This window comes from Clostridium muellerianum (assembly GCF_012926525.1).
Lineage (GTDB): Bacteria > Bacillota > Clostridia > Clostridiales > Clostridiaceae > Clostridium_AM > Clostridium_AM muellerianum.
The window spans coordinates 299,299-325,006 of record NZ_JABBNI010000025.1; the positions used below are offsets into that span (position 1 = coordinate 299,299).

A 25,708-nucleotide genomic window follows, 5' to 3' on the forward strand; every position below is an offset into this window, starting at 1 on the left:
TTATACCATCTTCTTTCTTTTTACCGTGGCACTTTCAAATATATCTTTCAAAGTACATTTATCTTCTAACATTATAGCATTTTTTACTTTCTCTATAGACTTTTGAAATTTCTCAATTTCAGCAATCAAGTTGTCTGAATTAAGGAAAAATAGTTCTGACCATAATTCAGAATTTATAACTGCAACACGAGTGGCATCTTTAAAACTTCCTCCAGTAAAAGTTTCTATATCACTTTCTATTAAATCTGAATCCATAAGTGATACTGCTATGACGTGTGGAAGCTGACTGGTAAATGATATTATTCTATCATGCTCTTTAGGTGATATATTTATTACCTTCTTACACCCTATATCTTTTGCCATTTTTTCTATAAGCATTACATTTTCTTTGCAGTTTCTTTCAGTAGGTGTAATTATATAATTAGCATTATTAAAAATATCCTTGGAAGCAACCTTAATCCCCTTGGATTCTCTGCCAGCCATGGGATGTCCTCCAATAAAATCTAAATCATCTGGTAAAAATGAATTTATATTATCTATTAGTCCTTCCTTTATTCCGCAGGTATCAGTTATTACAGCTCCTTTTTTAAAATTATCTATATTGATCTTTATAAAGTTTATAATTTTTTCAGGATAAAGAGCTATAATAACTAAATCTGCATTTTTTAAAACTTCTTTACCATCTGTAAATCCTTGGTCTATTATTCCCATATTTAAAGCTTCTTTTAAAGAATTTTCATCAACATCAATACCACATATACTAGAGGGGTTTAATCTTTTAAGTGCCATGGCATATGATCCTCCTATAAGACCTAAACCAACAATAACTATATTAAAATTAAAACCGCCTTCAGCCACTGTAATCCCCTCCAAATTTTAAATTGATTTTTTCTCTATTTTTGCTATTTCTGATAATCCTTCCATAAGTTCTTTGAATCTTTCAGGTTTTATAGATTGCTGTCCATCACACCTAGCATTAGCTGGATCATTGTGTACTTCAATAATAAGTCCATCTGCTCCTACTGCCAAAGCTGCTTTTGCTAAAGGTTCTACCATCCACCACATTCCTGCTGAATGGCTTGGATCAACTACGATAGGTAAGTGACTTAATCTCTTTATTGCAGGTATAGCACTTAAATCTAAAGTATTTCTTGTATATGTTTCAAAGGTTCTTATACCTCTTTCACATAATATTACATTTTCATTTCCACCTGCCATTATATATTCCGCAGACATGATTAATTCCTCAATAGTTGCAGATAAGCCCCTTTTTAAAAGAATTGGTGTTCTTGTCTTTCCAAGTTGTTTTAACAAATCAAAGTTTTGCATATTTCTTGCGCCTACTTGAATAACATCTACATCTTCAACAAATGTATCTATCATATCAGGAGACATAATTTCTGTTACTATAGGAAGTCCTGTTTCCTTTCTTGCAAGCTTAAGTAATTCAAGTCCTTCCTTTTCAAGCCCTTGAAAACTATATGGTGAAGTTCTAGGCTTAAAAGCTCCCCCTCTTAAAAAGCTAGCTCCACTTTCCTTTACAGTCTTTGCAATTTCCAAAATTTGATCTTCACTTTCTACTGAGCAAGGTCCTGCCATAATAGCTATCTTATCTCCACCTATTACTCTATCTCTAACTTTTATTTCTGTATTACCTGGATGAAATAATCTATTTGCTAATTTAAAAGGCTGCTGTACCTTAGTAACTCTTTCTACACATTCATTAGCCTGAATTTTATCTGGATCAAGCTTTGTAGTATCACCAATAATCCCTAGTATGCATTGGTTTTCACCTTCTATTAAGTTAACTCTACAGCCTTCCGCCTCTATTCTTTCTTTAATTGTTAATATTTCCTCTCTTGTTGCATCGCATCTCATAATTACTACCATAAAATAGCCCTCCTTAAATTTTAAAAATATTATTATATATATTAGTGTTTATATTAAACAATTTTTTTGCTAGCTTAAAAAATTGTTCTTAATAAAATAGAATTAATTTATTGTTTTTTTATAAAACATATTCTATAATTAAACATTTTGCTTAATTATGGATAAAAAAAAGTAAGGCTCTAATGAGCCTTACTTTAAATCAAGTGTATAGTGATATAGTTATAGCACTACTTACACAAAATAAATTTCGATTTATTAAACTCATTGAAAATAGGAAAATATATTTTTTTGCAGAAAAAGTAACCAGCGCTAAAATAGAGATAGCCCCAGCTAAAGTAAAAATAAAATTTTCCGCTTATTCCCTTTCCAATGATATTTTTCATGACTTTTCCCTCCAAAACAATTTTTATTAGTTTATGTTAAAATTAACTTGATATTATTTGTAATTATATCATATATTTTTACCGTGTCAACAAACAATTCTTGTTTTTGAGGATATTTTTTGATTTTTTTAAATATTTATAATCGTTTATGTATATTTAACTCAAAACTTGTATATTCCATTAAGACTAATTTTTATTAACGCATATTAACCACTATTGCTAAGTAAATTTTAGCTTTTGTGAGAAATATAAACTATTTCTTTATACACATTTCAATTTGAAATAAATTGAATAATTTCAGCAATAAATAAACTTTGTACTTTCTCTATTAAGTAGTATAATATACCTTATAACACACATTTGAATACTGTTTGAATGTTGACCATTTAAAACTAATTAATAATTGGAGGTTTATTTAATGATACTTTTAACAATTCTTTTGTTAGCTGTAATATTTATTCTTATAGGATCAGTAGTTGCTGCAGTAGCTCTACCTATATTTGCTGTTATTTTCGCTGTAGGAATAGTAATTTCAATCGTAGCATTAATATTTAAAATATTTTTTGCTGGTCCATTATTTATATTGCTAATAATTATAGCATTATTTTATTTTTTCAAAAGATAAAAAACATCATAATAATAAGACTGTGTATTTTTTTATTTACACAGTCTATTTTTTTAAAAAGTTGTAACCATTTCCTGTTTTTTTTATATTATATATAGTGAAGATAGATTTTACGGAGGTATGTACATGTACTATCAAAATGATAGCGAGAATATTAATACTAACCCTAATATTGACATTGATATGGATCAAAGCCGTCGTCATCATCATAGACGCGATTGCTGCTGTATGCCATTTTTCCCTTGGATGAATTGTTGTTCTCCTTGGATGAATAGTTGTTCTCCTTGGATGAATAGCTGTTCTCCTTGGATGGGTGGTGGATTCCCAACAATGCCATTCCAAGGAGCTACAATGCCATTCCAAGGAAGCCCTTATTTCCCAACAATGCCATTCCAAGGAGCTCAAGCTCAATCAAATTGTTCTTGTGGCGCCGGAATGCGTGGTGAGGATGAAGATATCGATGTTGATATTGACATTGATGATGATCAAACCCGCCATCGTCGCAGACGCCATTGCTGCTGCATGCCATTTTTCCCTTGGATGAATTGTTGTTCTCCTTGGATGAATAGTTGTTCTCCTTGGATGAATAGCTGTTCTCCTTGGATGGGTGGTGGATTCCCAACAATGCCATTCCAAGGAGCTACAATGCCATTCCAAGGAAGCCCTTATTTCCCAACAATGCCATTCCAAGGAGCTCAAGCTCAAGCTCAATCAAATTGTTCTTGTGGCGCTGGAATGCGTGGTGAAGACGAGGATATGGATGTTGATATTGAAGTTGATAACGATAGGGTTTACCCTTATCACAACTATCATCACTATCCTCAATACCCTTATTACCCTTATTACCCTTACTATCCATATTATCCTAAATACCCTTATCATCATAAACATCATCATAGAGAAGATTTTCCTTGGTAAATCAAATATAAATTTATTGAACTCTTTAAATGGAGCACTTGAAATTTATTCAAGTGCCCTGTTATATATTTAAATTTTGAATTATATCATTCATCACTATTAGTTGTTACTGTATTTAATTCATATTTTTTAAATGTGAATTAGGAAAAACAAAATCATTTTTGAGAATTCTCTAAATATTAAATTCTTAAAAATATAGACTTAATACTTATTAACTACTATGAAATTCAATACTTTACTACATATCCCTTTAAATTGTAGCTGCAAAATATTACTTAATCCTATATTCATACTTATTTTTCCTATTTCTATTCCTATAAAATACCCCTTCACTTCCAATGAATATCTATTTATTAAGTCTATTATTCCTAATGAATGAATACCAATCTGTCTTTTTATTTCGTTCATATCCTTTAAATTTTTAAATGTTAAAGTACCAGGAGACTCACTGCCCAAAAAAGCATCTACTATATAAAATTCATCATCTTTATTTAATTTAAAAAAGCAAAAGTCTACATCTGTTTCTCCAATTATAACTTCTACACCTTTATTTTCCAAAACATTCTTTATACTTTCTATCACGAATAATGCTACTCCATCATCCATCATAAGCCTATTCCCTATAGCAATAACCCTTTTACCCATATTACATCCCTCACATACCTTAAATCAATTAATACACATTTAAAAAATAACAAGTTAGCATGGTAATCCACTTTACATCATACAATAGCTTCAGGCTTCTCTGATAAAACACCTATCAATTTATCCTAATCCTTAACTCATGCTAACTATCTATGACATATTTGACCTGTTAATTCTTTAAAGACATCTAAAAAAATTTCTATACAATATTTTTTTCATTTACTTTTTTTAAAATCCATTGACTAAGATCTTCTATACCTTTATTTTTAGTACAAGAAGTCTCAAATACTTTAATTTTAGGATTTACAGATCTAATATCTTCATAAAATTCTTCTTTATTAAAGTTAGTAAAGGGTATTAAATCCGTTTTATTTAAAATTAATGCTTCGCTTTTTTCAAACATCAGTGGATATTTTAATGGTTTATCGTTACCTTCTGTTACACTAAGTACACATATTTTCATATCTTCTCCCACTTCAAATTCCGCAGGGCATACCAGATTACCCACATTTTCTATGATAATGACGTCTAACTTTCTTAAATCAAAATTAAGTGCTGCTTTTCTTATCATATCTCCATCTAAATGACAGGCTCCTGAAGTATTTATTTGTATCACTGGAATTCCCTCAGCTTCTATTCTATCTGCATCCTTTGTAGTGTATATATCACCTTCTATTACTGCCATATTTAAATTCTGTTTAATTGTGAAAATTAATTTTTCAAGTATAGAAGTTTTTCCTGAACCAGGGGCACTCATTAAATTTATTACAAATATTCCCTCATCATCAAAAAGCTTTTTATTTTCCAAAGCCATTTCTTCATTAGTATGAAGCATGTTTACAATAACTTTAATCTCACTCATATTCTATTCTCCTTCTATGGAATATAAATATAATTCATATCCACTTAAAATCTTTGCATAAAAGCCTCCACATCTTGGACACAATTTATTAAAATGATCTATTGGATAGTTTAAACTACATTTATCGCAATAAGCTTCTGCTTTTAATCTATCTATACAAAGCTCTGCATCCTTCAAAATAGAATCCTTTTTTAACTCATTAAATGCAAAATTTAAAGCCTCATCCATCACACCTGCTAATTCTCCAATACTTAATGTAACCTTTTTTATACTTTTAAGATTATATTCTTCAGCTTTTTCAATCACCATATCAATAGTACTTTCCATCATAGAAATCTCATGCACTTTTTACCATCCCCATAAAAATATACGCTATATTTTAATCATAATGTGACGCAAGTAACCGAAAAAACTTTCACTTTGCTTCGCATTATTTTTATATTACCTTATACAATTTCAATGTTATAATCTTTGCAGCAATCTGTAGTAACATGTGTTGCACAGGATATACAAGGATCAAAAGATCGAATTATTCTTCCTATTTCTACTGGGTTCTTTACATTTTGTATTTCAGTGCCTATAAGAGCATCCTCAATAGCTCCATGCTGTGACATGCTGTCTTTTGGTGAAATGTTCCATACTGTTGGTGTGATTATATCATAATTTTTTATAACTCCATTTTCTATTTTAATCCAATGACCAAGTGCTCCTCTTACTGCATCATAAAGTCCTTTTCCTTCTGCACTTTTAGGGACTATATACTGATTTTGCACTGCTGGTGTAGGAGTTATTAAATCCAAAAGTTTAAGCATCTTTTCTGATAATATTTTACCTTCAAGTACTCTAGCAATTAATCTATCCATAGTTGATATACTGTATTTGTAATAGCCACCTAAAACCATACGAGCTAAAGGTCCTACTTGAACAACTTTTCCTTTATATCTAGGTGCTTTTACAAAAGTATATGCTCCAGGCTTCTTAATATCTAATTCTGATGGTTTATTAGATGGCACTGTATTTAATTTTGTATCCTTGTACCATGAATATTCAACACCTTCCTTTATAGCATCTGCATCTAAATCACCCTTTTTACCATCAATATATTCAGAAGGATAAACATATACTAATTCTTTTTCAGGTAAATCATTAAATAAACCAAATGTTAAAAGATTATTTGTTCCTGCACCTATTTTAAAATATTCAGGATAATATGCGGATATAATACTTATGTCCTCAATCATATATGAACATATAAATTCATTAACTTGCTGCAGTAAATATTTAAGCCTTATTATTTTAGAAGCATCTAAATTTACAGTGGTACCTCCTACAAATACACCATGATTGTGAGGAGCTTTTCCTCCGATAAGAGCTACCATTTCGTGGGCAAAACGACTATATTCTAATGCTTTTAAATAATCATCACCAATCTTCTTAGTCAATTTTTCTGGAAGTCTGAAATCATAATCTATACTTCCTGGAACTTGTTCTATCTTAGCATAATCAGGAAATATGAAAAGGCAAATTTGCCTTATAATATTTTGAATAAAATCAGCTCCATGAGCAAAGTCCCTTATTCTTACACCATTTTCATCTGGTTTTACCTTTAAAGCATCTTCCAATGCTAAACTTGCTACAACACCATGGGCAGTTGAACATATACCACATATTCTTTCAGTAAAATATATAGCATCCAGTGGAGGTCTTCCCGTGAGCATACTTTCAAATCCCCTAAATAACACTCCGCTGCTTTTAGCATCCACTATTTTATTTTTTTCAATTTCAACCTCTATACTTAAAGGCCCGCTAATCCTAGTTATTGGTTCTATAGTTATCTTCTTAGCCATACCAAATCCTCTCCTTTAGTACCTTACAAAAGGTTCTGTACCATCTGGAAAATATTCGCTAGCACAACCTATGCAAGGGGTATTACCTTCTACAGGCCAATTAATTCGTGAATTCCACTTTCCTATAGGACAGTAAGCTTTTGTTATAGGTCCCCTGCACCCAAGTTTAAACATACATTCATGTTCTCCAAGCTTTTTGGCAAATATACCATTATCAAAATATGAACGTCTTTCACAATCAGTATGGTTTGTTTCTTTATAAAACATTAATGGTCTTCCTTTATCGTCTACTTCCACATCACCATACAAAATTAAACCAGCAATAGTACCTATAACCCATAAAGGATTGGCCGGACATCCTGGAATATTTATAATATTCCTATTTAAAAACTTACTTAAACTAACACACCCAGTAGGATTTGGTTTTGCAGCAGATATTCCACCAAAAGAAGCACAAGTTCCAATAGCAATTATTTTTTTTGCCTTTGCTGCTGCTAAACTAACTCCTTCTGCTGCAGAAATTTGTTTTCCTTTATAATGTGCCATTAATGTATAAAACCCATTATCCTTTTCTGTAAGTGCTCCTTCTACTCCAAGTATAAAATCTGTATCTAAGGTTTCTAGAAAATTTTCATAAGCTCTTTCTCCATCTGGCTGCATTAAACTATTGCTATATTTTAAATTTACCATTTGTTCAAGAAAATACTTAAAATCTGGTTTATCTGCATTAAGAAAAGAAATTATGTTTCCCTCACAACCAGTGCATTCTAACCACATAAAATTAGGCTTTTTTATTAATCCTCTATTAATTTTATCTACGGCTTCATATACCAGCTTCATTAAAGACAAAGCTTTATACCTCCTATAACATTCTTATATTGTTTATTTAATATTTCCAACTACTGGAAGACTCTTTAATATTTCAATTTTATCACCATGACATCCCTTAAACTCTTCTGAAAGGTCTTTACCTGCATATAATCCAAAATGAGTTCCTCCTCCCCAAACGCTGCTGCGACTTACATCGTAAACCACTCCATTTACTGCTACATAAGCAGGTTTTCCCATAGAACCATCATATTTAGATAACTCTTCAATAGTAAACTTCCTTAATGGCTGTGCCTCTTCCCTGTTCATAATTTTTTCCACATTCATACTATCTAAAATTTTTGTTACCTTATAAGCAATTTTATTTATAAAGTGCATTTTTTTATAAGGACATGAAGTAGCTTTAATCATTTTCTTGTAATGATTTATTTCCTGAAGCATGCCTTGCAGTTGATTTAAATTATTCTTATCCATAAACTCCTCCCTCTTATAAGCTTCAATGTAAATATATTTAAAAACCTTAATTTTATTACCTTAAATCTGGATTTACTTAAGGTTAATTTAACTTATAACTAAATATCATTAAAATGGTATAAAATTTTTTTAATTTAAATAAGTATAAAATAAACTCATAGACTTTAAAGTAGGCTCGTATTTTAAAATAAATTTTTTGTACACCACTATTAATCTAAGGAGGTCTTAGCATGTGTGTTGCTGTACCTGGTAAACTTATAAAGCGCAAAGAAAATAGAGGAACAGTAGAAATAGGAGGTTTAAACCGTGAGATATTTATTCATTTGATACCCGATGTAAAGGTTGGTGACTATGTACTTGTGCATGCTGGTTGTGCTATTGAAATTATAAATGAAAGAGAAGCTTTTAAAACTCTTAAATTACTTAAGGAGATAGCTGAACATGAAATTTGTTGATGAATTTAGAAATAGTTATTATGCTAAAGGCATTATAAAATCTATTAAAAATATAACTGATGAAAAAATAAACATTATGGAAGTATGCGGAACACATACCTCGTCTATATTTAAGTATGGACTGCGTGATGTTCTCCCTTCGAATATAAAGTTAATATCTGGTCCTGGTTGCCCTGTTTGCGTTACCCCTGAAAATTATATTGATGCTGCAGTACAATTATCCCACATTGAAAATGTAATTATAGCTACCTTTGGAGATATGATGAAGGTTCCAGGCAAAGCTTCTTCCTTAATAAAAAGTAAATCAGAAGGTAATGATGTAAGAATTGTTTACTCCCCTATGGATGCTTTAACATTAGCAATAAAAAACCCATCCAAAAATATAGTTTTATTGTCTATAGGCTTTGAAACTACAACCCCAATGACAGCTGTAACAGCTATTGAAGCTAAGAAAAGTCATATAAAAAATCTGTTTTTTTTAACTTCTCATAAATTAGTTACTCCTGTTCTTAAAAATTTATTGGAAGATAAAGATCTTCATATAAACGCCTTTCTTCTTCCAGGACATGTAAGTGCTATTATTGGAGAAAAGCCTTACAATTTTTTGCCTGATAACTACAAAATACCTGGAGTTATAACTGGTTTTGAAGCTGTAGATATACTTCAAAGCATAAAAATAATCCTGCAGTTAATTCATAGTAATACACCTAAAATAGTTAACTGTTATAAAAGAATTGTAAAATACGAAGGGAATGTCAATGCTTTAGAATATATGAAAAAAGTTTTTAAAGTAGTAGATAGCAGCTGGAGAGGTATAGGTATTATTCCTAATAGCGGCTATGAATTAAATGAAGACTACAAAATGTTTGACGCTGTAAAACATTTTAAATTAAAACTTAATAATTATACTAAAGCTAATGAATGTAAATGTGGTGAAATATTAAAGGGAAAAGTTTCCCCTATTGAATGTCCACTATTTAAAAAAATATGTACTATAGAAAATCCTATAGGTCCATGTATGGTATCTAGTGAAGGAACTTGTTCAACTTACTATAAGTATAATAATTGGAGGTAGTAATATGGAAAATAAAATTTCACTTGCTCATGGAAGTGGTGGAAAAGGAACTAATGACTTAATAAATAGTTTATTCTTAAAATACTTTAATAATACTGTACTAAATGAATTAAATGATTCTGCTCTACTTAGTGTAAAAAGTAAAAATGTTGCATTTACTACAGATTCCTTTGTAATAAATCCTATATTTTTTAAAGGTGGAGATATAGGAAAATTATCTATATGTGGTACAGTAAACGACCTAGCTGTTAGTGGAGCAAAACCTATGTATTTAAGTAGTTCCTTCATAATAGAAGAAGGGTTTTCTATGGAGAGCTTAGAAACAATAGTAAAATCCATGGCTAAAACCGCTGAAATTGCTAATGTAAAAATTGTTACTGGAGATACAAAGGTAGTACCTAAAGGCTCCACAGATGGTATTTTCATTAATACTTCAGGCATAGGTTTTCTTTATGATAATGTGGATATAAAAGCTTCAAATGCCAGAATAGGCGATGTAATTATTGTTAATGGTACTTTAGGAGATCATGGTATAGAAATTATGTGTGAAAGAAACAATATAGAAATGTATGGAAACTTATCTAGTGACTGCACCCATTTAAATTTCTTAATTAAAAATATATTAGAAACATGCCCGTACATACATGTAATTAGAGATGCTACAAGAGGTGGCCTTGCAGCTGTACTAAATGAAATTGCATCAATGAGTAATATATCTATTGAGCTAGAAGAAAATTTTATTCCTGTAAAAGAAGAAGTAAAAGGGACCTGTGAAATGCTTGGACTTGATCCATTGTATATTGCTAATGAAGGAAAAATATGCTGCTTTGTACCAGAAAAATATGCTTATGACGTTCTATGTAAAATGAAAAATCATCCTTTAGGAATTAATGCATCTATTATAGGTAAAGTAGTAAATAAAGGTTCTATGGAAGTTTACATGAATACTTTTATAGGTGGGAAAAGAATTATAGACATGCCTTCAGGCTATGGTCTTCCTAGAATATGCTAAAAATTTTACAGGCACTTGAAATTCAAGTGCCTGTTGCTGCCACCTTGTATCCCTGCTGTGGCACTAAATATTTTGTATTTTTAATTATAACCAACTTAAAATTATTTAATCACTTAGATAATGCTTGACTTTTTTCCAATTGAATTTTATTGTCTATAAGTTGAAGATTATTTTGTTTTATTATTTTTATTACTAAATCTGCATAAATTTCATTTCCTTTTTCGTCCTGTATAGTACTATAACCAGCTTTTTCTATAGCTTCTGCTTGATCTTTGTAGTTTAAAGCCGATAGTACTCCTTTATCCTTATATCTCTTATTTTTATAAAGGAAATCACCATAATCCTTTAATGATTCACTTTTACTAGCATAAACTCTAAATGAATCATTAATAATCTTATTATAATACTCCGAAGTTTTCATAACTACACTTTTGCCCTTCCAACTGCTATCAGCTTTTATACCAAATAAGTTGTTAGATTTAGAAGTAAGCTGTGATTTTCCCCAACCAGATTCTAGTATAGCTTGTGATATAGTTACAGAAGGCAAAATACCATATTTATTATATATATCTACCGCTGCTGGAGTTAATTCATCTATGAACTTTTTATAAGAATCATCTTCTTTTAATTTATTATTTAACGCCACAGAATCCAAATCCTTTAAATACCTATATACCTTTTCTTTTTCTTTCTTTTCAAAGGATAGTTTGTCCAAAACTTCATCCAAACTTAACAGCTTATATTTGCTCTTACCAACACTTTTAGTTGATGTATTCTTTATTAAAAACATATCTGCTAATTTTGTTATATTTTCTGTATTTCCCTTTGAAAAGTCTCTCTTATACCTAACTCCATCAATAGCTGCAACTTGTTTCCAATTCACTTGAAGTTTATCTTTACTTACACTGTCTACAGTATCAATATAAAGATTTATATTGATATTTTTTGCATTAATATGATCATTCTTATTTATATAATATTTTACTGCCTTAAAAGCTCCAAACAATATAATTAATGCAACAATTATTTTAAATATACTACTTACTTTTTTTCTCATTAGGCTTCTCCCGTCTTTAACTTTAAACTTATATTAGTATACTACATAATGAGAATACTTTGTACCTATCAAATCAAATTATTTGTAAAAATTCTTTAAATTCTTTCTTCAATCCAATTATGTATGTCCTTTATAACATCGTCCTTTTCATCTTTTTCACTTAATATTTCATGATAGCATTTAGAATATATCTTCATAGATTTATCTTCCGAATGTATATTGCTAATCAACCACTTAGAAGCTTCATTTTTAACTATCCTATCCATTTCTCCATGAAGTATAAAACATGGATACTCATAATTTTTAACATTTTCACTAATCCATTTAGAACCTTTTATAAATGCTTCTCCTAAAAGTTTTATATTAGTTTCTTTAAGCACAAGAGGATCATTATCATAATCTTTAACTACATTTTCATCCCTACAAATAAATTTAGATAAAGCATTAGGTGATTTTTCTCTTGGATGCTTTTCAAAATAGTCATCCTTTTTTAAGTCTTTAAATGCCTGAGGTTCTATAACTGCAGCTCCTGATAATATTTGGCCTTTTAATTTATCTTTATATTTCATTCCATAACCTGCTGTAATAAATCCTCCCATACTATGTCCAAACATAAATAAGGGTAATCCTTTATTTTCTTCTAAAGCCATATCTACTACTTTATCTGCATCTTTAAAAAAGTCCTGAAAATTCTCTACATAACCTCTTTCCCCTCCAGATTTTCCATGACCTCTATTATCAAATCTATAAACTGTATATCCAAAATCATTTAATTTTTTTGTAAAATAATCATATCTTTCTAAATGCTCGCAAAGACCATGAACTATTATAATTACTGCCTTTGCAGAATCTACTACATCCTTAGTATAAAATAATTTTGTACCATCGAATGTATTAAATTCCCCCTGTAAATGATTTAACATACATCACACCTCCCTCCTTAAATAAATTATTCTACAAAAGATTTCATTTCCCTTCAAAAAAATACAGGTGTGAAATTATATTCCACACCTGTATTTTATAATCCAAAAATAAACTTTTTTTCCAGTTTTAATGGATAGTAAGACATCTTAGCCTTTCTAAGACCTTCTAATCCTAAATCTTGCTCCCTATTTACTATTTTTACATCGTTAAAACACTTTTCAATGAATGTTCTATTTATAAAACTGTACATCCCATTAATGTTTTTGTTTGCTTTTTCAATATGGATTACAGCTAAATCTTTATTTAACTTTTCGCCAATGCTAAATGCTTCTAATTTTCCATTAACATATACAGCTATTCCTTTTAATAAAAATTTATTCATATTGGAAACTATATCTTTTATTGCTTGAAGCTCATAATAAAGCATGCAATCCTCATCTTCTCTTTCCTCATATAACTGCTGTGCTTTTTCTATAACATCTCTTATTACCTTTTCACCTTTTATTTCAACTACTTCATATTCATAATTTTTAACAAAATTATTATAATGATTTTTCTTACCATGAAGCTTTTTACCTGAAAGGCTCATAAGTCTTTTAGCTTCATAGAGATAATCAAAATTATCTCTATCTTCTTTAATATAAAAGTCATCTATATTAGAAAATAAAGCCTTTATTTCACATATAAAACTTTCTTCCAGATCTTTAAATAAATATTTAATATTGTTTTCTTCCTTATATTTTATCAATACTTCAATAATGTCTTTCAAATCCTCCTTTTTATATCCTAAAGGCTGTATAAAATGATACTTGCCTTCAAAATCTCTCTTTTTAATTATTAATGCATTCTTATATATGGTATATTTCACATCGCAAGCATCCTTCCAAATGTATAAAGTTGTAAAAGAATATTCACAGCTTAAAAAAGTATATGGAGAAGTATACCTTTGAAATAAATCCTTATCCTCTAAAGTTAGTTTTTTAAAATTCATAATATCAACCCTTCTAAATTATTTACATATAAATGTAAACTTTAAAATTATATACTAACATATTATCACTAACTTTATACTCTTTTCAATATGGCACTTTTATGTTTTTTAGTATACTTATTGTAACTAAGTATCCACTTTTGAAACTTATCTTGCATTATAAGTTATTTTAAAATATAAAGTTATACAAAAAAACTACGATAAAATTATGATGCGATTTAATATTTTTTACAGGTTGTGAAAACTATGGATAAATTTATAGATGAACTAAAATCAAAAAAAGTTATAAGCAAAACTGATATTGAAACTTTTAAAAGCTATATTGATAAAAAATATGCCCAAAATCAAGTTAAAGAAAGAGCTAGCATGCTTTCAAATACAATTCATCACATATTATATACAAAATTAGAAGGTATACCAGATGAATATAAATCTTCTATAAAAATAAACATTCTAAAAAATACATTTGCCAAAAATAAAACATCAATTACTATGTATGATGTTTTTGATTCCTGCTTAATTGAAAATGATATTAAAAATAATTGTACAAGCATATTAACAAATTGGATTAACTCAAATGTAAGTGTTCCTATTAGTGATGAAGACTTAAATGCATATTTAAATAACGAAAAAAAAGTTAAAAATACTAATGATCATAAATCTATTGATAGTATTCCTATTGATAGTATTCCTATTGATGCTAATGCTGATAAAAATATTGCTATTGATAATGAAACTTCAAAGATTTCAAATAGTAACTTAAAATCTTTTAAACATTTTAAACTTAACAATAAAGTTATTATTATTTGCAGTGTTATAATTCTTGCAGTTATATTTTATCCAGTAAGTAAAATTGTCTACAGCATGAGTTCTAAAAGTAATTTTAAATTTTATTCTTTTAAGGAAAAAAGTGTTTCTCAAAGTTTATTGCAAAGTACTAATAGTAAATTTTCAAATGCTCATCTTCCTGAATACATGAGATATAAAAATATAAATGAAACAAAACTAAAGAGATTTTTAACCGGGCGCAAATCTTTACTTGCAAAAGAACCATACTTTTCAACTATTATGTCTGTTGGAAAAGAATTTAATTTAAACCCACTAGTTCTCTTTGCAATAACCGGACAAGAACAAAGTTTTGTACCCGAAGATGCAAAATTCGCATCTAAAATTGCTAATAATCCCTTTAACGTTTTTCACAGCTGGCAGGAATACAATACAGATATAAAAGATGCTTCAAAAATAGCTGCAAGAACTGTTATTAACCTATCTAAAGATATGCCCAAAGGTTCAGATCCATTTTTATGGGTAGGTAAAAACTATGCTGAGGATAAAAATTGGGGTAAAGGCGTAGAAGCTATATTTAAAGATTTAAGTGAAAAATGTAAATAATTATAAATAGGAGGATTCCAAAGGGAAGTATACTTTAAAAGGTATATTAATATAAACTATGAAAATTTTTTTATGTTATATTTTACTTATAAACTTGTATGGAATATTTTTAATACATTCTGACAAAAGAAAATCTCAAAAAGGAAAATGGAGAATACCTGAAAAAACTCTTTTTATTACAGCTCTACTCCTTGGAAGCCCAGGTATACTTATAGGTATGCATTTATTTAGACATAAAACTAAACATAAAAGATTTGCAATTGGAATACCATTGATATTTATTATTCAAATACTTATATTTGCTAAGTACTTTAGTTTGTAACTAAGGCACTTAGCATTTTTACTTTTGAGTATTAAAAGGTTAACTATTTTTGAGTTACAAATTCCATATCTACAGGAGCAATAAGTTTAGATGTCACCCCATTCTTTTTCACAGACTGAATGTCTTTTATAAATATGGTGTACTTTTTACCCTTTTCATAAGAATTTACTGGAGCTATTTTAATAGCCTTATTATTCTTATCATAGGATACGTTGACCTTTACCTGCTGATTCTGATCATTTAACACATATACATTAGCAGTATTTACTGTTACCTCATCTAAATCTTTTTCAAATTTAAAAGTCCATGTTTTATCACAGGCTACGTTCTCCTTCTTCTCCATGTCCAAAGTTGTTCCTTTTTCCTCTTCTGAGGTTAACACATTTTTTATGGTCATAAAGTTTTTCTTATTTTCTTTTATTTTTGTTTCTCCACCCACAACACAAAGATAATTCTGTTTTAAAACAGCATCTATGGCAGGTGCAAAATTTCTTATATCTTCAGCTGTAGTAGATATAAGTTCTTTTCTCTCCTTTTCTAAATCCGACTGCTTAATTCCAGATAAATATAAATCATCAGCTATATACCCATCAGCAGCTGGACCATACTTTTTAATTAAACGACTATTTTTATTATCATCTTGTCCTACAGTACCTATTACATAATTAGTCATTTCTTTTTCATCAGCACTAAAATTCTTCAAATATTCAGGTGATTTATCGAAGGTATCTATAGTCTTTTGAAGATTAGGATCTCTATAAGATAAAAATATCACATTGCCATTTTCTACTGCCATGGAAGCTACATAGGCTCCATCTTTTTCTCTTATAATTGGAGATAAATAGCTGCTTGATAATATATTTTGAAGAACTTTAAATTTTCCATTTTCACTATAACCTGATTTTTTAATATCTCCACCTTTATATACATACTGCACAGTAGAAGGAATAATTAAACCTTCATTTATTTTTGAACTATCAAAACTATACTTATATTTTTTAAGATTTTCATTTTTTAATCCGCCTGAAAACTTATTTAAGTTATCAGAAAAAGTTTTATAATTTTCTTCATTTCCAATAAAGCTTACTATCATATCCTTTTTGTTAAATATAAGATCTCTAACTTGTTGCAAATTCTTTACAACTTCATCACTTTTACTGTCAAAGCTTTTATCCAAATCACATAAAAAAGTATAAAATCCATCATCTTTATAAATATTATATTTTCCTGATTCAGACATATAAGATAACAATTTTTCTCCACCTATTACCGAACCATTATAAGCCAAGTTTTGTTCTTTTGCCATCTTTAAGTTACTTATTATTTCTTTAATACGTACTTTATCATTTAAATTGCTATTAAACACCTCTTCGTTTAAAATTTTAAATCCATTACTTAAATTTTCATTTAGAGATGTTAAATTCACCACCATTTTTGGAAAATATAAATTATTATCATTATGATCTACTATAAAACTTGGAGAAATTTTAATTCCTCCAGTATTAATTAAAACCTGTTCCTGCAAATCATCTTTAGAATAATTTTTTGTATCTACATTACCAAGAATTTCACTTAATAAATATATATATCCTAATTTATCCTGTGGTACAGTACTGCTATCAAAATACAACGTAGTAAAATCTACATTATTAGTATTTATAGGATGCTTTAAAACCTTAACTCCATTCTCTGTCTTTTCCACAGTTTTATATTCTTTAGTCTTTGTATTTATATCTTCACGAGTAAGAGTTGGCAGTGTATTTAACTCTTCCTGTGTTGGTGGTGTATTTTGCCATGCTTTTAAATCCTGAGTATCTTTTACTAATGCATCTAACTGTTCCTTTGAAAGAGATGCTTTGTACGCTGCTAATTTAGATTTTAATTCAGCTTCTTTCTTATTTGCAAGACCTGCCACTGGTTTTAAAATTACTAAAGATGAACTTTTGTTATCTAATAAATATGTCTTTACAAGTTCTTTTAAATATTCAGGTTTAATATTTCGTTTGATATTTTCCATATCCGAATTTATATTTAAATAGGCTGTAGGATCTCCACCATGCATCCAACTGCTCATAATAATCTCATTATATTCAAGATCATAATCACCTTTTAATTTACGATTATCCAATTCATAAACTTTGTAAATTGAATTTAATAGTTGATCTTCAAAACCATTCTTTACTATATCCTCTAATGCCTTATTTACAACTTCTTTAAATTTATCTTTTTGATTTTCATCCGCATTTTCAACTTCTATACTAAATACTGGTTGAATACCAAAGAAATTAAATGAAACTAGTACATTTTCTCCAAATCCATTATCCTTTAATGCTTTTCTTATTGGTGAAGATGGTATTCCTCCTAATAAAGTTTGAAGTAAAGTGAATTGTTCCACTAAATCCTTATTGGTATTTTTATCAATTACATAATTTAAACTTAGGTAAGTTTTATTTTTAGTGGAAACTCCCTGAGGCAAAGAATATTCTGCTGTTTTTTCTACACTTTTTGTAAAAGGTTTTTGAACTGTTAACTCAGTTTTTACTTCTTTTTTATCAAAATTATTTAAATATTTTTCTCCTATAAACTTTAAAGTTTTTTCAATATCCATTTTTCCATACAAATAAAAATAACTATTTGAAGGATTGTAATTTTCATTATAAGTTTTTACAAGCTCATCATAAGTTAAATTTGGCATTTCATCTGGAATACCACCTGATTCATATTTATATGATGTATCTGGAAAAAGAGATTGATTTACAGCTCTATTTATTATCCAATTAGGCGAAGAGTAATTTCCTTTCATTTCACTATATACTACACCATTATATGTTAATTCATCTTTTGGAGAATTCAGTTCATATCTTATGCCTTCCTGCTTAAAAATTTTTTTATCCTTTAAAACATTAGGATAAAAAACTGCATCTAAATACACACCCATTAAATTTTCAAAATCTTTATCATTTTTACTTGCCACAGGATACATAGTCATATCACTTGTAGTAATAGCATTTAAATATGTATTTAAAGACCTTTTAGACATTTGAGTTAAAACATCCTTAACTTGATAATTTTTTGATCCATAAAGAACAGAATGTTCTATTACATGATTAACTCCATTATCATTCTTTGTAGGTGTTCTAAAATTTACACACATCATTTTATTATCGCTATCATTCTGCACATATATAAGCTGTGCGCCACTTTTGGCATGTTTATATATGCATACATTTGCCTTTAAGTCTTCTATCCACTTTTTAGAAACTAATTGAAATCCCCCTAAGGAATTATTAATAGTACTTGCGGTTTGAACATTGACACTTTCAGCTTTTACATTGCTTGATAGTCCCATTACAAATGCCTGTGAAGATAACATTGTTACCACTGTTAACGCTATTATAGATTTTAGCCTTTTATTCATTTGAAGTCCCCCTTATAAAAATTGGAATAATTTTATTAATTATATATTATACTAGTACTTTAAATTTTAAAATACAATTATGTTAAATTATACATTTTAAGCCTTCAATTGTCACAGTTTTAGATTGAATAAACGAAAATTATTCTAAACTTTTAATATTTGATATTTCTAATTATCTTTGTGTTAATTTTATTTATATATTAAATTTTATGTATAACCTTTATTTACAAAATGTAATATATATAGTATTAAACAACAATTTTTTCTTGAGTATTGTATATAAGATAAAATTGTCTTACACATTCATGAATAACTAAACTTGTCACAAAACAGGTTGACTTTTATCGTTATATGTGGTATATTATACTGTATAATCAATTAACGAATACTAATAATATTAAGGGGGAATTATCTATGACTTCAGATAATTACATTTTAAAAAATTCTAAAGAATTAAAGGAATTAGCTAAAGAAAAACTGAAAAATAACTGGCTTAAAGCTGCTCTTGTTTGTTTTATATGCTGGCTTATTGCAGATTCTTTTTCAAATATATCATCCGTTAATGATAGTATTAACTCTATTTCTTTCTTAAATACTCATGTTCATTTAAATTTTGTAGACAATTCACCAGTTAATACAACTTTCGATATTATAAGTTTCTTATTAAGTGGTGCATTATATGCAGGTTCTTCTTTATTCTTTTTAAAATTAATAAGAAACCAAAATGCTTTAGTTGAGGATTTACTATATGGTTTTAAAAACTTTGGTACCTTTGGAAAACTATTCTTACTAGAGCTTATAAAATCTTTATTTATAATTTTATGGACTTTACTTTTAATAATTCCTGGAATTGTTGCATGGTTTAAGTATTCAATGGCTTACTATATAATAATTGATAATCCCGATTTAAGTGTTATAGACGCTATAAATTTAAGTACTGAAATGATGGATGGCCATAAAGCTAGACTATTCCATTTAGTTCTAAGTTTTATTGGATGGTTTTTGCTTGGAATATTAACTTTAGGTATAGGCTTTATATGGATTCTACCTTACTATGAAACTGCTCAGGCTAACTTTTATGAAGAATTAAAATCTACTTATGAAAATTAGTCTTATAATAAGATGCATTTATAATAAGGTTTTAAAAAATGACATATAAAATTTCATATTTTTTGTACAATGTAAGTTTTCTTTCAATTTAAAAGCTGTGAAATTAAGATATTAACCCTTATATTTCACAGCTTTTTATATAAATCATCTATTTTTGCTATAAAACTTTGTAGGCCTTTAATTTTCTCATACTAAATTGTCAAGTTATTCTTAGTTTAGCATTACAAAAGAAAAAAATTTTGTTAATTTTCAATTTTTGTGGTATACTAGAAGAATAAGCTAAATGTTGTTGATATCAACAACACCTTTTAAGAAGATTAAACTCAAGTTTTAAGTAGAAAAACAGAATAAAAGATCTGAAACACTTAATATTCTAAAATGTATCTACAACTTTAAAATATTGAAAGTTTTAATATTTTATCTACATTAAATTTTCTACCACCTTTTCATAGGTGTTTTTTTATCTTATAGAACGTTTAAACATGCATCTAAATTTTAACTTAACCCAATAGCATTATACGTAAAAATGTCCTTTTCTCGAAAGGTAGCTGCAGAAACTCTTTTGTTTAAGCAATTAGAGTTCTTGTGCAGTGTAGTTTGTTGTATTGTGTATAATCCTTTCTGCCTTTGGATTAAATAAACTAAAATTTACTTTATTTTGCATGTTAAAACCTTCAATTAAAAGTATTTTCATATATTAAAGGAGGATCTATTAATGAGAAAAAATTATAAAATCAAGAAAACCATATCAGTAAAACACTTTATTTCAGAATTTGGCGAAAACTTTTCTGAACATATGAAAGAAAGACTATTAGATTTAGAAGTACGGTGTGTTCTAACAAGAAAAGAAGAAGAAAATATACTTGATATAAAGCATGTTGAACATACTAAATATGACTGTCCTTCAGGTAAAGGTTCAAAAGAATATGCATATGGAGAATTTACAGTAATAGACGGCACTTTATATTTTTCAGAAAAGTGCTTAGAAAATGATGATGTTATGCAATCTCCAATAACAGATGTTATATATAACTCTTTAAGCAGTACAGACATGATTTCTGATGAAAATAACAGTTTAAAAAAAGTTGATGATAGCAATATCGATAGTGTTATAGATAGTATTCTATCTGTATGCCCTGATGTATCTCAAAGATATTTAGATATTGTAAAAGAAATGACTTCACATTCAGAAAACAAATTATTAAGTACACTTTATACAAAAGCTTATCATTAAATTTTATTTATATGTTAAGCTTAAATGAAATGAAAAACTTCAATTCTCAAAGTATTGAAGTTTTATATTATAAGCTTATATAAATTATATTTTTAGCTTTCTTTAAGTTTTATATAAATTGATTCTTATATAAATTTTACTTCAAATAATTTACAAAAAAATCCAGCCGTACTGTAAAATACAGTATGGTCATGGATTATCTTTTCATTAGACAGTTTTCTTAAATAAAAATACTAATGGTATAGTTACTAACATAATAAATAAAGTTAGCATAAAAGCATCATCTATTCCATGCAAATAAGCTTTTTTTCCTAAATATGAATAAGCAAGGTACAAACCTCCAGTTTGAGAATTTACTGACTCAAAACCTTTTCCTAGTATATACTCTTTAGCTGAATTTAAAAAATTTGCACTTATAGGACTTATACTATTAAACTGCTCAGCCAATCTATAATAATGCAAATTCTGCCTATGTTGAAGGAATATTGTAAGTATAGTTATGCTTAAAGATCCCACTACTTGTTTTACAGTATTTTGAAGAGAAGATCCTCTGCCTACTAATTCCTTAGGCAAAGCATTCATTCCCTCATTTTGAATCAGTATAATACAAATTCCTACTGAAGCTCCTCTTAGAAATACTAATAAAGTAAAAATACTGTTACTTGTATCCAGGTTTAAGAAATATAATTTATAAGTTGAAACTGACATTAAAATCATGCCTAAAACGATTAAAGGTAAACCTCCAATTTTACTTGAAATTTTGCCACTTATCATCATAAATAAGGCCGATCCAAATGCATAGGCCATCATCATAATACCAGTTTTCACAGCACTTAAGCCCACTAAATTCTGTAAGAATAACGGCATTAAAAGTAACAAACCATATATACCAAACATTATAATACTTGTTACTATTAAACTTAGGGTATATTTATATATTTTTAATATTCTTAAATCTAATAAAGGATTATCTGTAGTGAGTTCTTGTACGACAAAGAGTATAAGATTACAGGTTCCAAAAACAATTAGTAATGGATACTTTATTTCTCCCCAATCTATATTAGATCCCTCACCTATGACATAGAGAATACTTACTAATCCTAAAGTTGAAGTTAATACTCCAATGTAATCTAATTTTTGTCCTTTCATTCCGTTACTATCCTTTATAATCACTATAGCTAAAAAGGTTCCAATAATTCCAATAGGAACATTGACCGTAAAAATCAAATTCCAACTTAAATATTCAACTATATATCCACCTAAAGTTGGTCCAATAGCTGGTGCCGCCATTGCTGCTATTCCGTAAATTGCTGTAGCTATTCCAATCTTATCTTTAGGCATTATTTTATATACCATAGACATGCTAACAGGCATAATCATTCCTCCACCTATTGCTTGTACTACTCTTGAAAATATTAATACATTTATATTCCATGAAACTCCACACATAAATGATCCTAATGTAAAAATAATTAAAGAGAATACATATACTTTTTTCATTCCAAAACTGTCCTCTAGATATCCAGTGAGAGGTATTACAGCTCCTGATGCTAGCATATATCCAGTTAAAACCCATTGAGTTCTATCTAAAGTTGATCCAAAAGAAGACATTATTTTTGTTACAGCTATATTTACAATACTAGTATCAAGAAATGCCATAAAAGTTCCAATAATCACTATTCCTAAGCATAACCATTTGTAAGAAGGAGCTTCTTTTTCTTCCACACTTTTCACCTGCCTTTATAATCTTTTCTTTTACTTTATGTGTATATTAACTACTACATTAATACCTGGTAAAAGTTTAACATTGCTATATTTATCTAATTTAATTTTAACTGGTACCTTTTGCACAACTTTTGTAAAGTTAGCACTGGTGGACGTTGGAAGTAAAGAAAATGTAGCAGTAGATGCTTCACCAATAGAATCTACTTTTCCAGTAAATTTTTTATTTTTATATTTATCTATAGTAATATCAACTTTTTCACCGCATCTTAATCTAGTTAATTTTGTCTCTTCTATATTAGCTGTTACATATATGTCATCCTGATTTATTACATAAGCAAGTGTCTGACCTGCTGCACACATTTCACCTACATTTGCTTGTTTTTTTATAATTATTCCATCTATAGGAGAACGAATAATAGCATTTTCTAAGGTATCACTAGTCTGTCCCACTATATCCTGTCTTCCAATTATTTGATCTTTGTTTACCCTGTCTCCTTCTTCAACATTAAATTCTAGAAGTTTACCAGATATTTGAGGACTTACTTTTAATAAATCTGCATTAAGCTTAGCATCTTCTGTGGAAACAAAATGAGTACTATTATACCAATAATATCCTACTATTCCTACCATAGTTACCATCATAAGTATTAATATACCGCTCATTATTATCTTCTTTTTCGATTTCATATGCTTTTTCATCTCCTCTACTCTTTAAGTCCTACTTCTGTAATCATTCCTGGCTTCAAAATGTCATTTCCCTCTTTTAAAGTAACTCTAACTACATTTTTTCCATTAGAACTAAGCATAGGATTTATTACAGATATTTCACCTTTAAATCTTTTATCTGGTATATCATCTGATTTAACAACAACCTCTTCACCTACTTTAATTTTCTTAAACACATTTTCAGGTACATATCCATCTATATAAAGCTGATCATTGCCTACAATTTTAACTAAAGTAACACCTGTTCCCGCAATTTCTCCTACATGTATATTACATTCACTTACTGTTCCAGATATTGATGAAGTTATGATTCCATTATTTACTTGACTTACAGCTGAATTTACTGCAACTTGTGCTTCATTTACCAAAGCCTGGGATGAAGCTATATCCTCTTTTGTAGCACCACTATTAAGTTTATCTAAAGTACCTTTGTCTGAAATCAACTTATCCTTAGCACTATTTAAGCTTGCTTCCATTTGTTCTAAATTTTGTTTTGTTTCATTTCCAGTATCATATAACTTTTTTATTCGATTATAATTATTAAGAGTATTTTCATAAATTTTATTATCATTATCTATAGCTGCTTCTGCTATGGATATATCTTCAGGTCTTGCTTTGCTCTGCACTTTATCCAGAGCAGCCTTAGCTGTATTTACTTTTGCTTCTGCTTGATTTTGCTGATTCTTTAAATCTGTGGTATCTAGATATATAATTGGATCTCCAGCATTAACTTTACTTCCTACTTGTACATTAACTTTCGTAACCTTAGAAGGTGAAATTTTGGAAGCCAAATTTATGGAATTATCAGCTTGAATTTTTCCAGCAAAAATAAAAACTTCTCTTGGAGCTGATGCTGCACTAATACTTTCTTTTTCATTTGATTTAAAATAAGTACACCCATTTAATAATATTGGAATTGTAAATAATATTAGAATTAATTTTTTTATATAATCCTTCATTTTATCCCTCCTTTTAAAAATATATTTACTCTCTCTTGCAAATACCATGCTTTATTATTTCTATAAAACATATAAGTTCTTTATTCATCATTTCTAATTCTTCTATCACTTCTTCCTCTTTTAATTCACTTTGAATAAAAGAATATTTTTTCAAATATCTCATTGTAAGTGCTTGAAATATAAATGAAAACATATCAAACACCTTATTTAAATCCACATTTTCATTAAAATCTGACTTATCTATGTTATTAAGCATAACTTTTTTCATTCTTTCTATTAAGCTTTGAGTTTTTCCAGTTGCTATAGGTTGCAGTTCATTTGGTAAATTACACAAAAGTGCATTTGAAATAATAATTCCTAAATACATTTCACCTTTAAGCCATTCTGTTCTTTCTTCTAATAATTGATTAAATTTTTCAAATGCACTATCCTGATATTTCTCACATATTTCTTTTGTTTTTTCAAAATATAACTCAGCACAGTAGTCTAAAATATATAAATATAAGTTCTTCTTATTCTCAAAGTAATGAAATATCATTCCTTTAGATATACCTGCATCTTTTACAATGCTATTAGTAGATGCCTCTTCATACCCCTTTACAGCAAACTCTTTTAAAGCTGATTTAATAATTCTATTCTTTTTTTCTTCCGATATTTTTTCAAAATTCTCGTACATTTTTATTATCCTCCAATAAAATTCTTTTACATTGACCATGTGGTCAATATAGGAATATTATACTACTTATTGACCGCATGGTCAACACCTCTGCATATAAATATTACGGACTGTTACACTAACTAAAAAAATTGTTATTGCAACAGTCCCATTTAAAATA

General features: G+C 28.5%; 25 protein-coding genes. 9 read left to right on the forward strand and 16 right to left on the reverse strand.

Translation table 11 applies throughout. From position 1 onward, the window contains the following. Both HBE96_RS14325 and aroF read right to left on the reverse strand, forming a co-directional pair. Positions 1-858, reverse strand: coding sequence for a prephenate dehydrogenase/arogenate dehydrogenase family protein (locus tag HBE96_RS14325; RefSeq protein ID WP_169298411.1), 858 nt, complete (start codon positions 856-858; stop codon positions 1-3). Positions 859-876: 18 nt separating this feature from the next. After that, positions 877-1,890 (reverse strand): 3-deoxy-7-phosphoheptulonate synthase, encoded by a 1,014-nt coding sequence (gene aroF / locus HBE96_RS14330; protein ID WP_169298412.1) that lies wholly within the window; start codon positions 1,888-1,890, stop codon positions 877-879. Between the two features lie 801 nt (positions 1,891-2,691). On the opposite strand from aroF, the gene HBE96_RS14335 reads away from it, so the two are divergent. Together HBE96_RS14335 and HBE96_RS26360 are read left to right on the forward strand one after the other, a co-directional pair. After that, positions 2,692-2,898, forward strand: a complete 207-nt coding sequence (locus HBE96_RS14335) for a hypothetical protein (protein WP_169298413.1) — start codon at positions 2,692-2,694, stop codon at positions 2,896-2,898. Positions 2,899-3,459: 561 nt separating this feature from the next. Beyond that, positions 3,460-3,816 (forward strand): hypothetical protein, encoded by a 357-nt coding sequence (locus tag HBE96_RS26360; protein WP_243186940.1) that lies wholly within the window; start codon positions 3,460-3,462, stop codon positions 3,814-3,816. A 201-nt stretch (positions 3,817-4,017) separates the two neighbouring features. Here the strand turns inward: HBE96_RS26360 and HBE96_RS14345 are convergent, their stop codons facing one another. The 6 genes from HBE96_RS14345 to HBE96_RS14370 form a co-directional block, all read right to left on the reverse strand. Then, positions 4,018-4,461: a hydrogenase maturation protease gene (locus HBE96_RS14345; RefSeq protein WP_169298414.1), complete on the reverse strand. Its 444-nt coding sequence runs from the start codon at positions 4,459-4,461 to the stop codon at positions 4,018-4,020. Between the two features lie 199 nt (positions 4,462-4,660). After that, a complete protein-coding gene (hypB, locus tag HBE96_RS14350; RefSeq protein ID WP_169298415.1) occupies positions 4,661-5,323 on the reverse strand; it encodes a hydrogenase nickel incorporation protein HypB in 663 nt (220 codons plus the stop codon). A 3-nt stretch (positions 5,324-5,326) separates the two neighbouring features. Next, positions 5,327-5,668, reverse strand: coding sequence for a hydrogenase maturation nickel metallochaperone HypA (hypA, locus tag HBE96_RS14355; RefSeq protein WP_342590185.1), 342 nt, complete (start codon positions 5,666-5,668; stop codon positions 5,327-5,329). Positions 5,669-5,769: 101 nt separating this feature from the next. Continuing rightward, positions 5,770-7,170, reverse strand: coding sequence for a nickel-dependent hydrogenase large subunit (locus HBE96_RS14360; protein WP_169298416.1), 1,401 nt, complete (start codon positions 7,168-7,170; stop codon positions 5,770-5,772). Positions 7,171-7,185: 15 nt separating this feature from the next. Beyond that, positions 7,186-8,010, reverse strand: a complete 825-nt coding sequence (locus HBE96_RS14365) for a hydrogenase small subunit (protein ID WP_243186948.1) — start codon at positions 8,008-8,010, stop codon at positions 7,186-7,188. A gap of 42 nt (positions 8,011-8,052) precedes the next feature. Beyond that, positions 8,053-8,472 carry a cytochrome b5 domain-containing protein gene (locus tag HBE96_RS14370; RefSeq protein ID WP_169298418.1) on the reverse strand — a complete coding sequence of 140 codons (420 nt, stop codon included), beginning with the start codon at positions 8,470-8,472 and terminating at the stop codon, positions 8,053-8,055. Positions 8,473-8,702: 230 nt separating this feature from the next. Between HBE96_RS14370 and HBE96_RS14375 the strand changes: the two genes are divergently transcribed. From HBE96_RS14375 to hypE, 3 genes are read left to right on the forward strand one after another with little or no spacing between them, the layout of a single operon-like run. After that, complete coding sequence (locus HBE96_RS14375) at positions 8,703-8,927, forward strand: HypC/HybG/HupF family hydrogenase formation chaperone (RefSeq protein ID WP_169298419.1); 225 nt, start codon at positions 8,703-8,705, stop codon at positions 8,925-8,927. After that, a complete protein-coding gene (gene hypD, locus HBE96_RS14380; protein ID WP_169298420.1) occupies positions 8,914-10,002 on the forward strand; it encodes a hydrogenase formation protein HypD in 1,089 nt (362 codons plus the stop codon). Before HBE96_RS14375 ends, hypD begins: the two co-directional genes overlap by 14 nt. A 4-nt stretch (positions 10,003-10,006) precedes the next feature. Beyond that, positions 10,007-11,014: a hydrogenase expression/formation protein HypE gene (gene hypE, locus HBE96_RS14385; RefSeq protein WP_169298421.1), complete on the forward strand. Its 1,008-nt coding sequence runs from the start codon at positions 10,007-10,009 to the stop codon at positions 11,012-11,014. A gap of 109 nt (positions 11,015-11,123) precedes the next feature. Here the strand turns inward: hypE and HBE96_RS14390 are convergent, their stop codons facing one another. The 3 genes from HBE96_RS14390 to HBE96_RS14400 all read right to left on the reverse strand — a co-directional run bounded on the left by HBE96_RS14390 (position 11,124) and on the right by HBE96_RS14400 (position 13,986). Continuing rightward, positions 11,124-12,071 carry a glycoside hydrolase family 73 protein gene (locus tag HBE96_RS14390; protein ID WP_169298422.1) on the reverse strand — a complete coding sequence of 316 codons (948 nt, stop codon included), beginning with the start codon at positions 12,069-12,071 and terminating at the stop codon, positions 11,124-11,126. 95 nt (positions 12,072-12,166) lie between these two features. After that, positions 12,167-12,994 carry an alpha/beta hydrolase gene (locus tag HBE96_RS14395; protein ID WP_169298423.1) on the reverse strand — a complete coding sequence of 276 codons (828 nt, stop codon included), beginning with the start codon at positions 12,992-12,994 and terminating at the stop codon, positions 12,167-12,169. Positions 12,995-13,089: 95 nt separating this feature from the next. Then, a complete protein-coding gene (locus tag HBE96_RS14400) occupies positions 13,090-13,986 on the reverse strand; it encodes a DUF2156 domain-containing protein (protein WP_206154942.1) in 897 nt (298 codons plus the stop codon). Between the two features lie 246 nt (positions 13,987-14,232). Between HBE96_RS14400 and HBE96_RS14405 the strand changes: the two genes are divergently transcribed. Both HBE96_RS14405 and HBE96_RS14410 read left to right on the forward strand, forming a co-directional pair. Next, complete coding sequence (locus HBE96_RS14405) at positions 14,233-15,378, forward strand: hypothetical protein (RefSeq protein ID WP_169298424.1); 1,146 nt, start codon at positions 14,233-14,235, stop codon at positions 15,376-15,378. Positions 15,379-15,436: 58 nt separating this feature from the next. Next, positions 15,437-15,700 carry a DUF1294 domain-containing protein gene (locus tag HBE96_RS14410; RefSeq protein ID WP_169298425.1) on the forward strand — a complete coding sequence of 88 codons (264 nt, stop codon included), beginning with the start codon at positions 15,437-15,439 and terminating at the stop codon, positions 15,698-15,700. A gap of 43 nt (positions 15,701-15,743) precedes the next feature. On the opposite strand, the gene HBE96_RS14415 is transcribed toward HBE96_RS14410, so the two are convergent. Then, positions 15,744-19,118: an insulinase family protein gene (locus HBE96_RS14415; RefSeq protein ID WP_169298426.1), complete on the reverse strand. Its 3,375-nt coding sequence runs from the start codon at positions 19,116-19,118 to the stop codon at positions 15,744-15,746. Between the two features lie 414 nt (positions 19,119-19,532). On the opposite strand from HBE96_RS14415, the gene HBE96_RS14420 reads away from it, so the two are divergent. Together HBE96_RS14420 and HBE96_RS14425 are read left to right on the forward strand one after the other, a co-directional pair. After that, positions 19,533-20,228, forward strand: coding sequence for a DUF975 family protein (locus HBE96_RS14420; RefSeq protein WP_169298427.1), 696 nt, complete (start codon positions 19,533-19,535; stop codon positions 20,226-20,228). A gap of 715 nt (positions 20,229-20,943) precedes the next feature. Further along, a complete protein-coding gene (locus HBE96_RS14425; protein ID WP_169298428.1) occupies positions 20,944-21,462 on the forward strand; it encodes a hypothetical protein in 519 nt (172 codons plus the stop codon). Between the two features lie 207 nt (positions 21,463-21,669). Here HBE96_RS14425 and HBE96_RS14430 read toward each other — a convergent pair whose 3' ends face one another. The 4 genes from HBE96_RS14430 to HBE96_RS14445 are packed head-to-tail and all read right to left on the reverse strand — an operon-like array spanning position 21,670 to position 25,548. Beyond that, positions 21,670-23,187: a DHA2 family efflux MFS transporter permease subunit gene (locus HBE96_RS14430; RefSeq protein ID WP_169298429.1), complete on the reverse strand. Its 1,518-nt coding sequence runs from the start codon at positions 23,185-23,187 to the stop codon at positions 21,670-21,672. A gap of 30 nt (positions 23,188-23,217) precedes the next feature. Further along, positions 23,218-23,874, reverse strand: a complete 657-nt coding sequence (locus HBE96_RS14435; protein WP_169298430.1) for an HlyD family secretion protein — start codon at positions 23,872-23,874, stop codon at positions 23,218-23,220. Between the two features lie 17 nt (positions 23,875-23,891). Continuing rightward, positions 23,892-24,872, reverse strand: coding sequence for an HlyD family secretion protein (locus tag HBE96_RS14440; protein WP_169298431.1), 981 nt, complete (start codon positions 24,870-24,872; stop codon positions 23,892-23,894). A 25-nt stretch (positions 24,873-24,897) separates the two neighbouring features. Continuing rightward, positions 24,898-25,548: a TetR/AcrR family transcriptional regulator gene (locus HBE96_RS14445; protein ID WP_169298432.1), complete on the reverse strand. Its 651-nt coding sequence runs from the start codon at positions 25,546-25,548 to the stop codon at positions 24,898-24,900. Positions 25,549-25,708: the final 160 nt, after the last annotated feature.

Bases quoted from the DNA above. Each gene is read 5' to 3' on its own strand.
- HBE96_RS14445 (WP_169298432.1), bottom strand. From the start codon at position 25,548: ATGTACGAGAATTTTGAAAAAATATCGGAAGAAAAAAAGAATAGAATT.
- HBE96_RS26360 (WP_243186940.1), top strand. From the start codon at position 3,460: ATGAATAGTTGTTCTCCTTGGATGAATAGCTGTTCTCCTTGGATGGGT.
- aroF (WP_169298412.1), bottom strand. From the start codon at position 1,890: ATGGTAGTAATTATGAGATGCGATGCAACAAGAGAGGAAATATTAACA.
- HBE96_RS14410 (WP_169298425.1), top strand. From the start codon at position 15,437: ATGAAAATTTTTTTATGTTATATTTTACTTATAAACTTGTATGGAATA.
- HBE96_RS14375 (WP_169298419.1), top strand. From the start codon at position 8,703: ATGTGTGTTGCTGTACCTGGTAAACTTATAAAGCGCAAAGAAAATAGA.
- hypB (WP_169298415.1), bottom strand. From the start codon at position 5,323: ATGAGTGAGATTAAAGTTATTGTAAACATGCTTCATACTAATGAAGAA.
- hypE (WP_169298421.1), top strand. From the start codon at position 10,007: ATGGAAAATAAAATTTCACTTGCTCATGGAAGTGGTGGAAAAGGAACT.
- HBE96_RS14435 (WP_169298430.1), bottom strand. From the start codon at position 23,874: ATGAAATCGAAAAAGAAGATAATAATGAGCGGTATATTAATACTTATG.
- HBE96_RS14360 (WP_169298416.1), bottom strand. From the start codon at position 7,170: ATGGCTAAGAAGATAACTATAGAACCAATAACTAGGATTAGCGGGCCT.
- HBE96_RS14335 (WP_169298413.1), top strand. From the start codon at position 2,692: ATGATACTTTTAACAATTCTTTTGTTAGCTGTAATATTTATTCTTATA.
- HBE96_RS14365 (WP_243186948.1), bottom strand. From the start codon at position 8,010: ATGAAGCTGGTATATGAAGCCGTAGATAAAATTAATAGAGGATTAATA.
- HBE96_RS14415 (WP_169298426.1), bottom strand. From the start codon at position 19,118: ATGAATAAAAGGCTAAAATCTATAATAGCGTTAACAGTGGTAACAATG.
- HBE96_RS14425 (WP_169298428.1), top strand. From the start codon at position 20,944: ATGAGAAAAAATTATAAAATCAAGAAAACCATATCAGTAAAACACTTT.
- HBE96_RS14345 (WP_169298414.1), bottom strand. From the start codon at position 4,461: ATGGGTAAAAGGGTTATTGCTATAGGGAATAGGCTTATGATGGATGAT.
- hypD (WP_169298420.1), top strand. From the start codon at position 8,914: ATGAAATTTGTTGATGAATTTAGAAATAGTTATTATGCTAAAGGCATT.
- HBE96_RS14395 (WP_169298423.1), bottom strand. From the start codon at position 12,994: ATGTTAAATCATTTACAGGGGGAATTTAATACATTCGATGGTACAAAA.
- HBE96_RS14400 (WP_206154942.1), bottom strand. From the start codon at position 13,986: ATGAATTTTAAAAAACTAACTTTAGAGGATAAGGATTTATTTCAAAGG.
- HBE96_RS14440 (WP_169298431.1), bottom strand. From the start codon at position 24,872: ATGAAGGATTATATAAAAAAATTAATTCTAATATTATTTACAATTCCA.
- HBE96_RS14420 (WP_169298427.1), top strand. From the start codon at position 19,533: ATGACTTCAGATAATTACATTTTAAAAAATTCTAAAGAATTAAAGGAA.
- HBE96_RS14390 (WP_169298422.1), bottom strand. From the start codon at position 12,071: ATGAGAAAAAAAGTAAGTAGTATATTTAAAATAATTGTTGCATTAATT.
- HBE96_RS14405 (WP_169298424.1), top strand. From the start codon at position 14,233: ATGGATAAATTTATAGATGAACTAAAATCAAAAAAAGTTATAAGCAAA.
- HBE96_RS14370 (WP_169298418.1), bottom strand. From the start codon at position 8,472: ATGGATAAGAATAATTTAAATCAACTGCAAGGCATGCTTCAGGAAATA.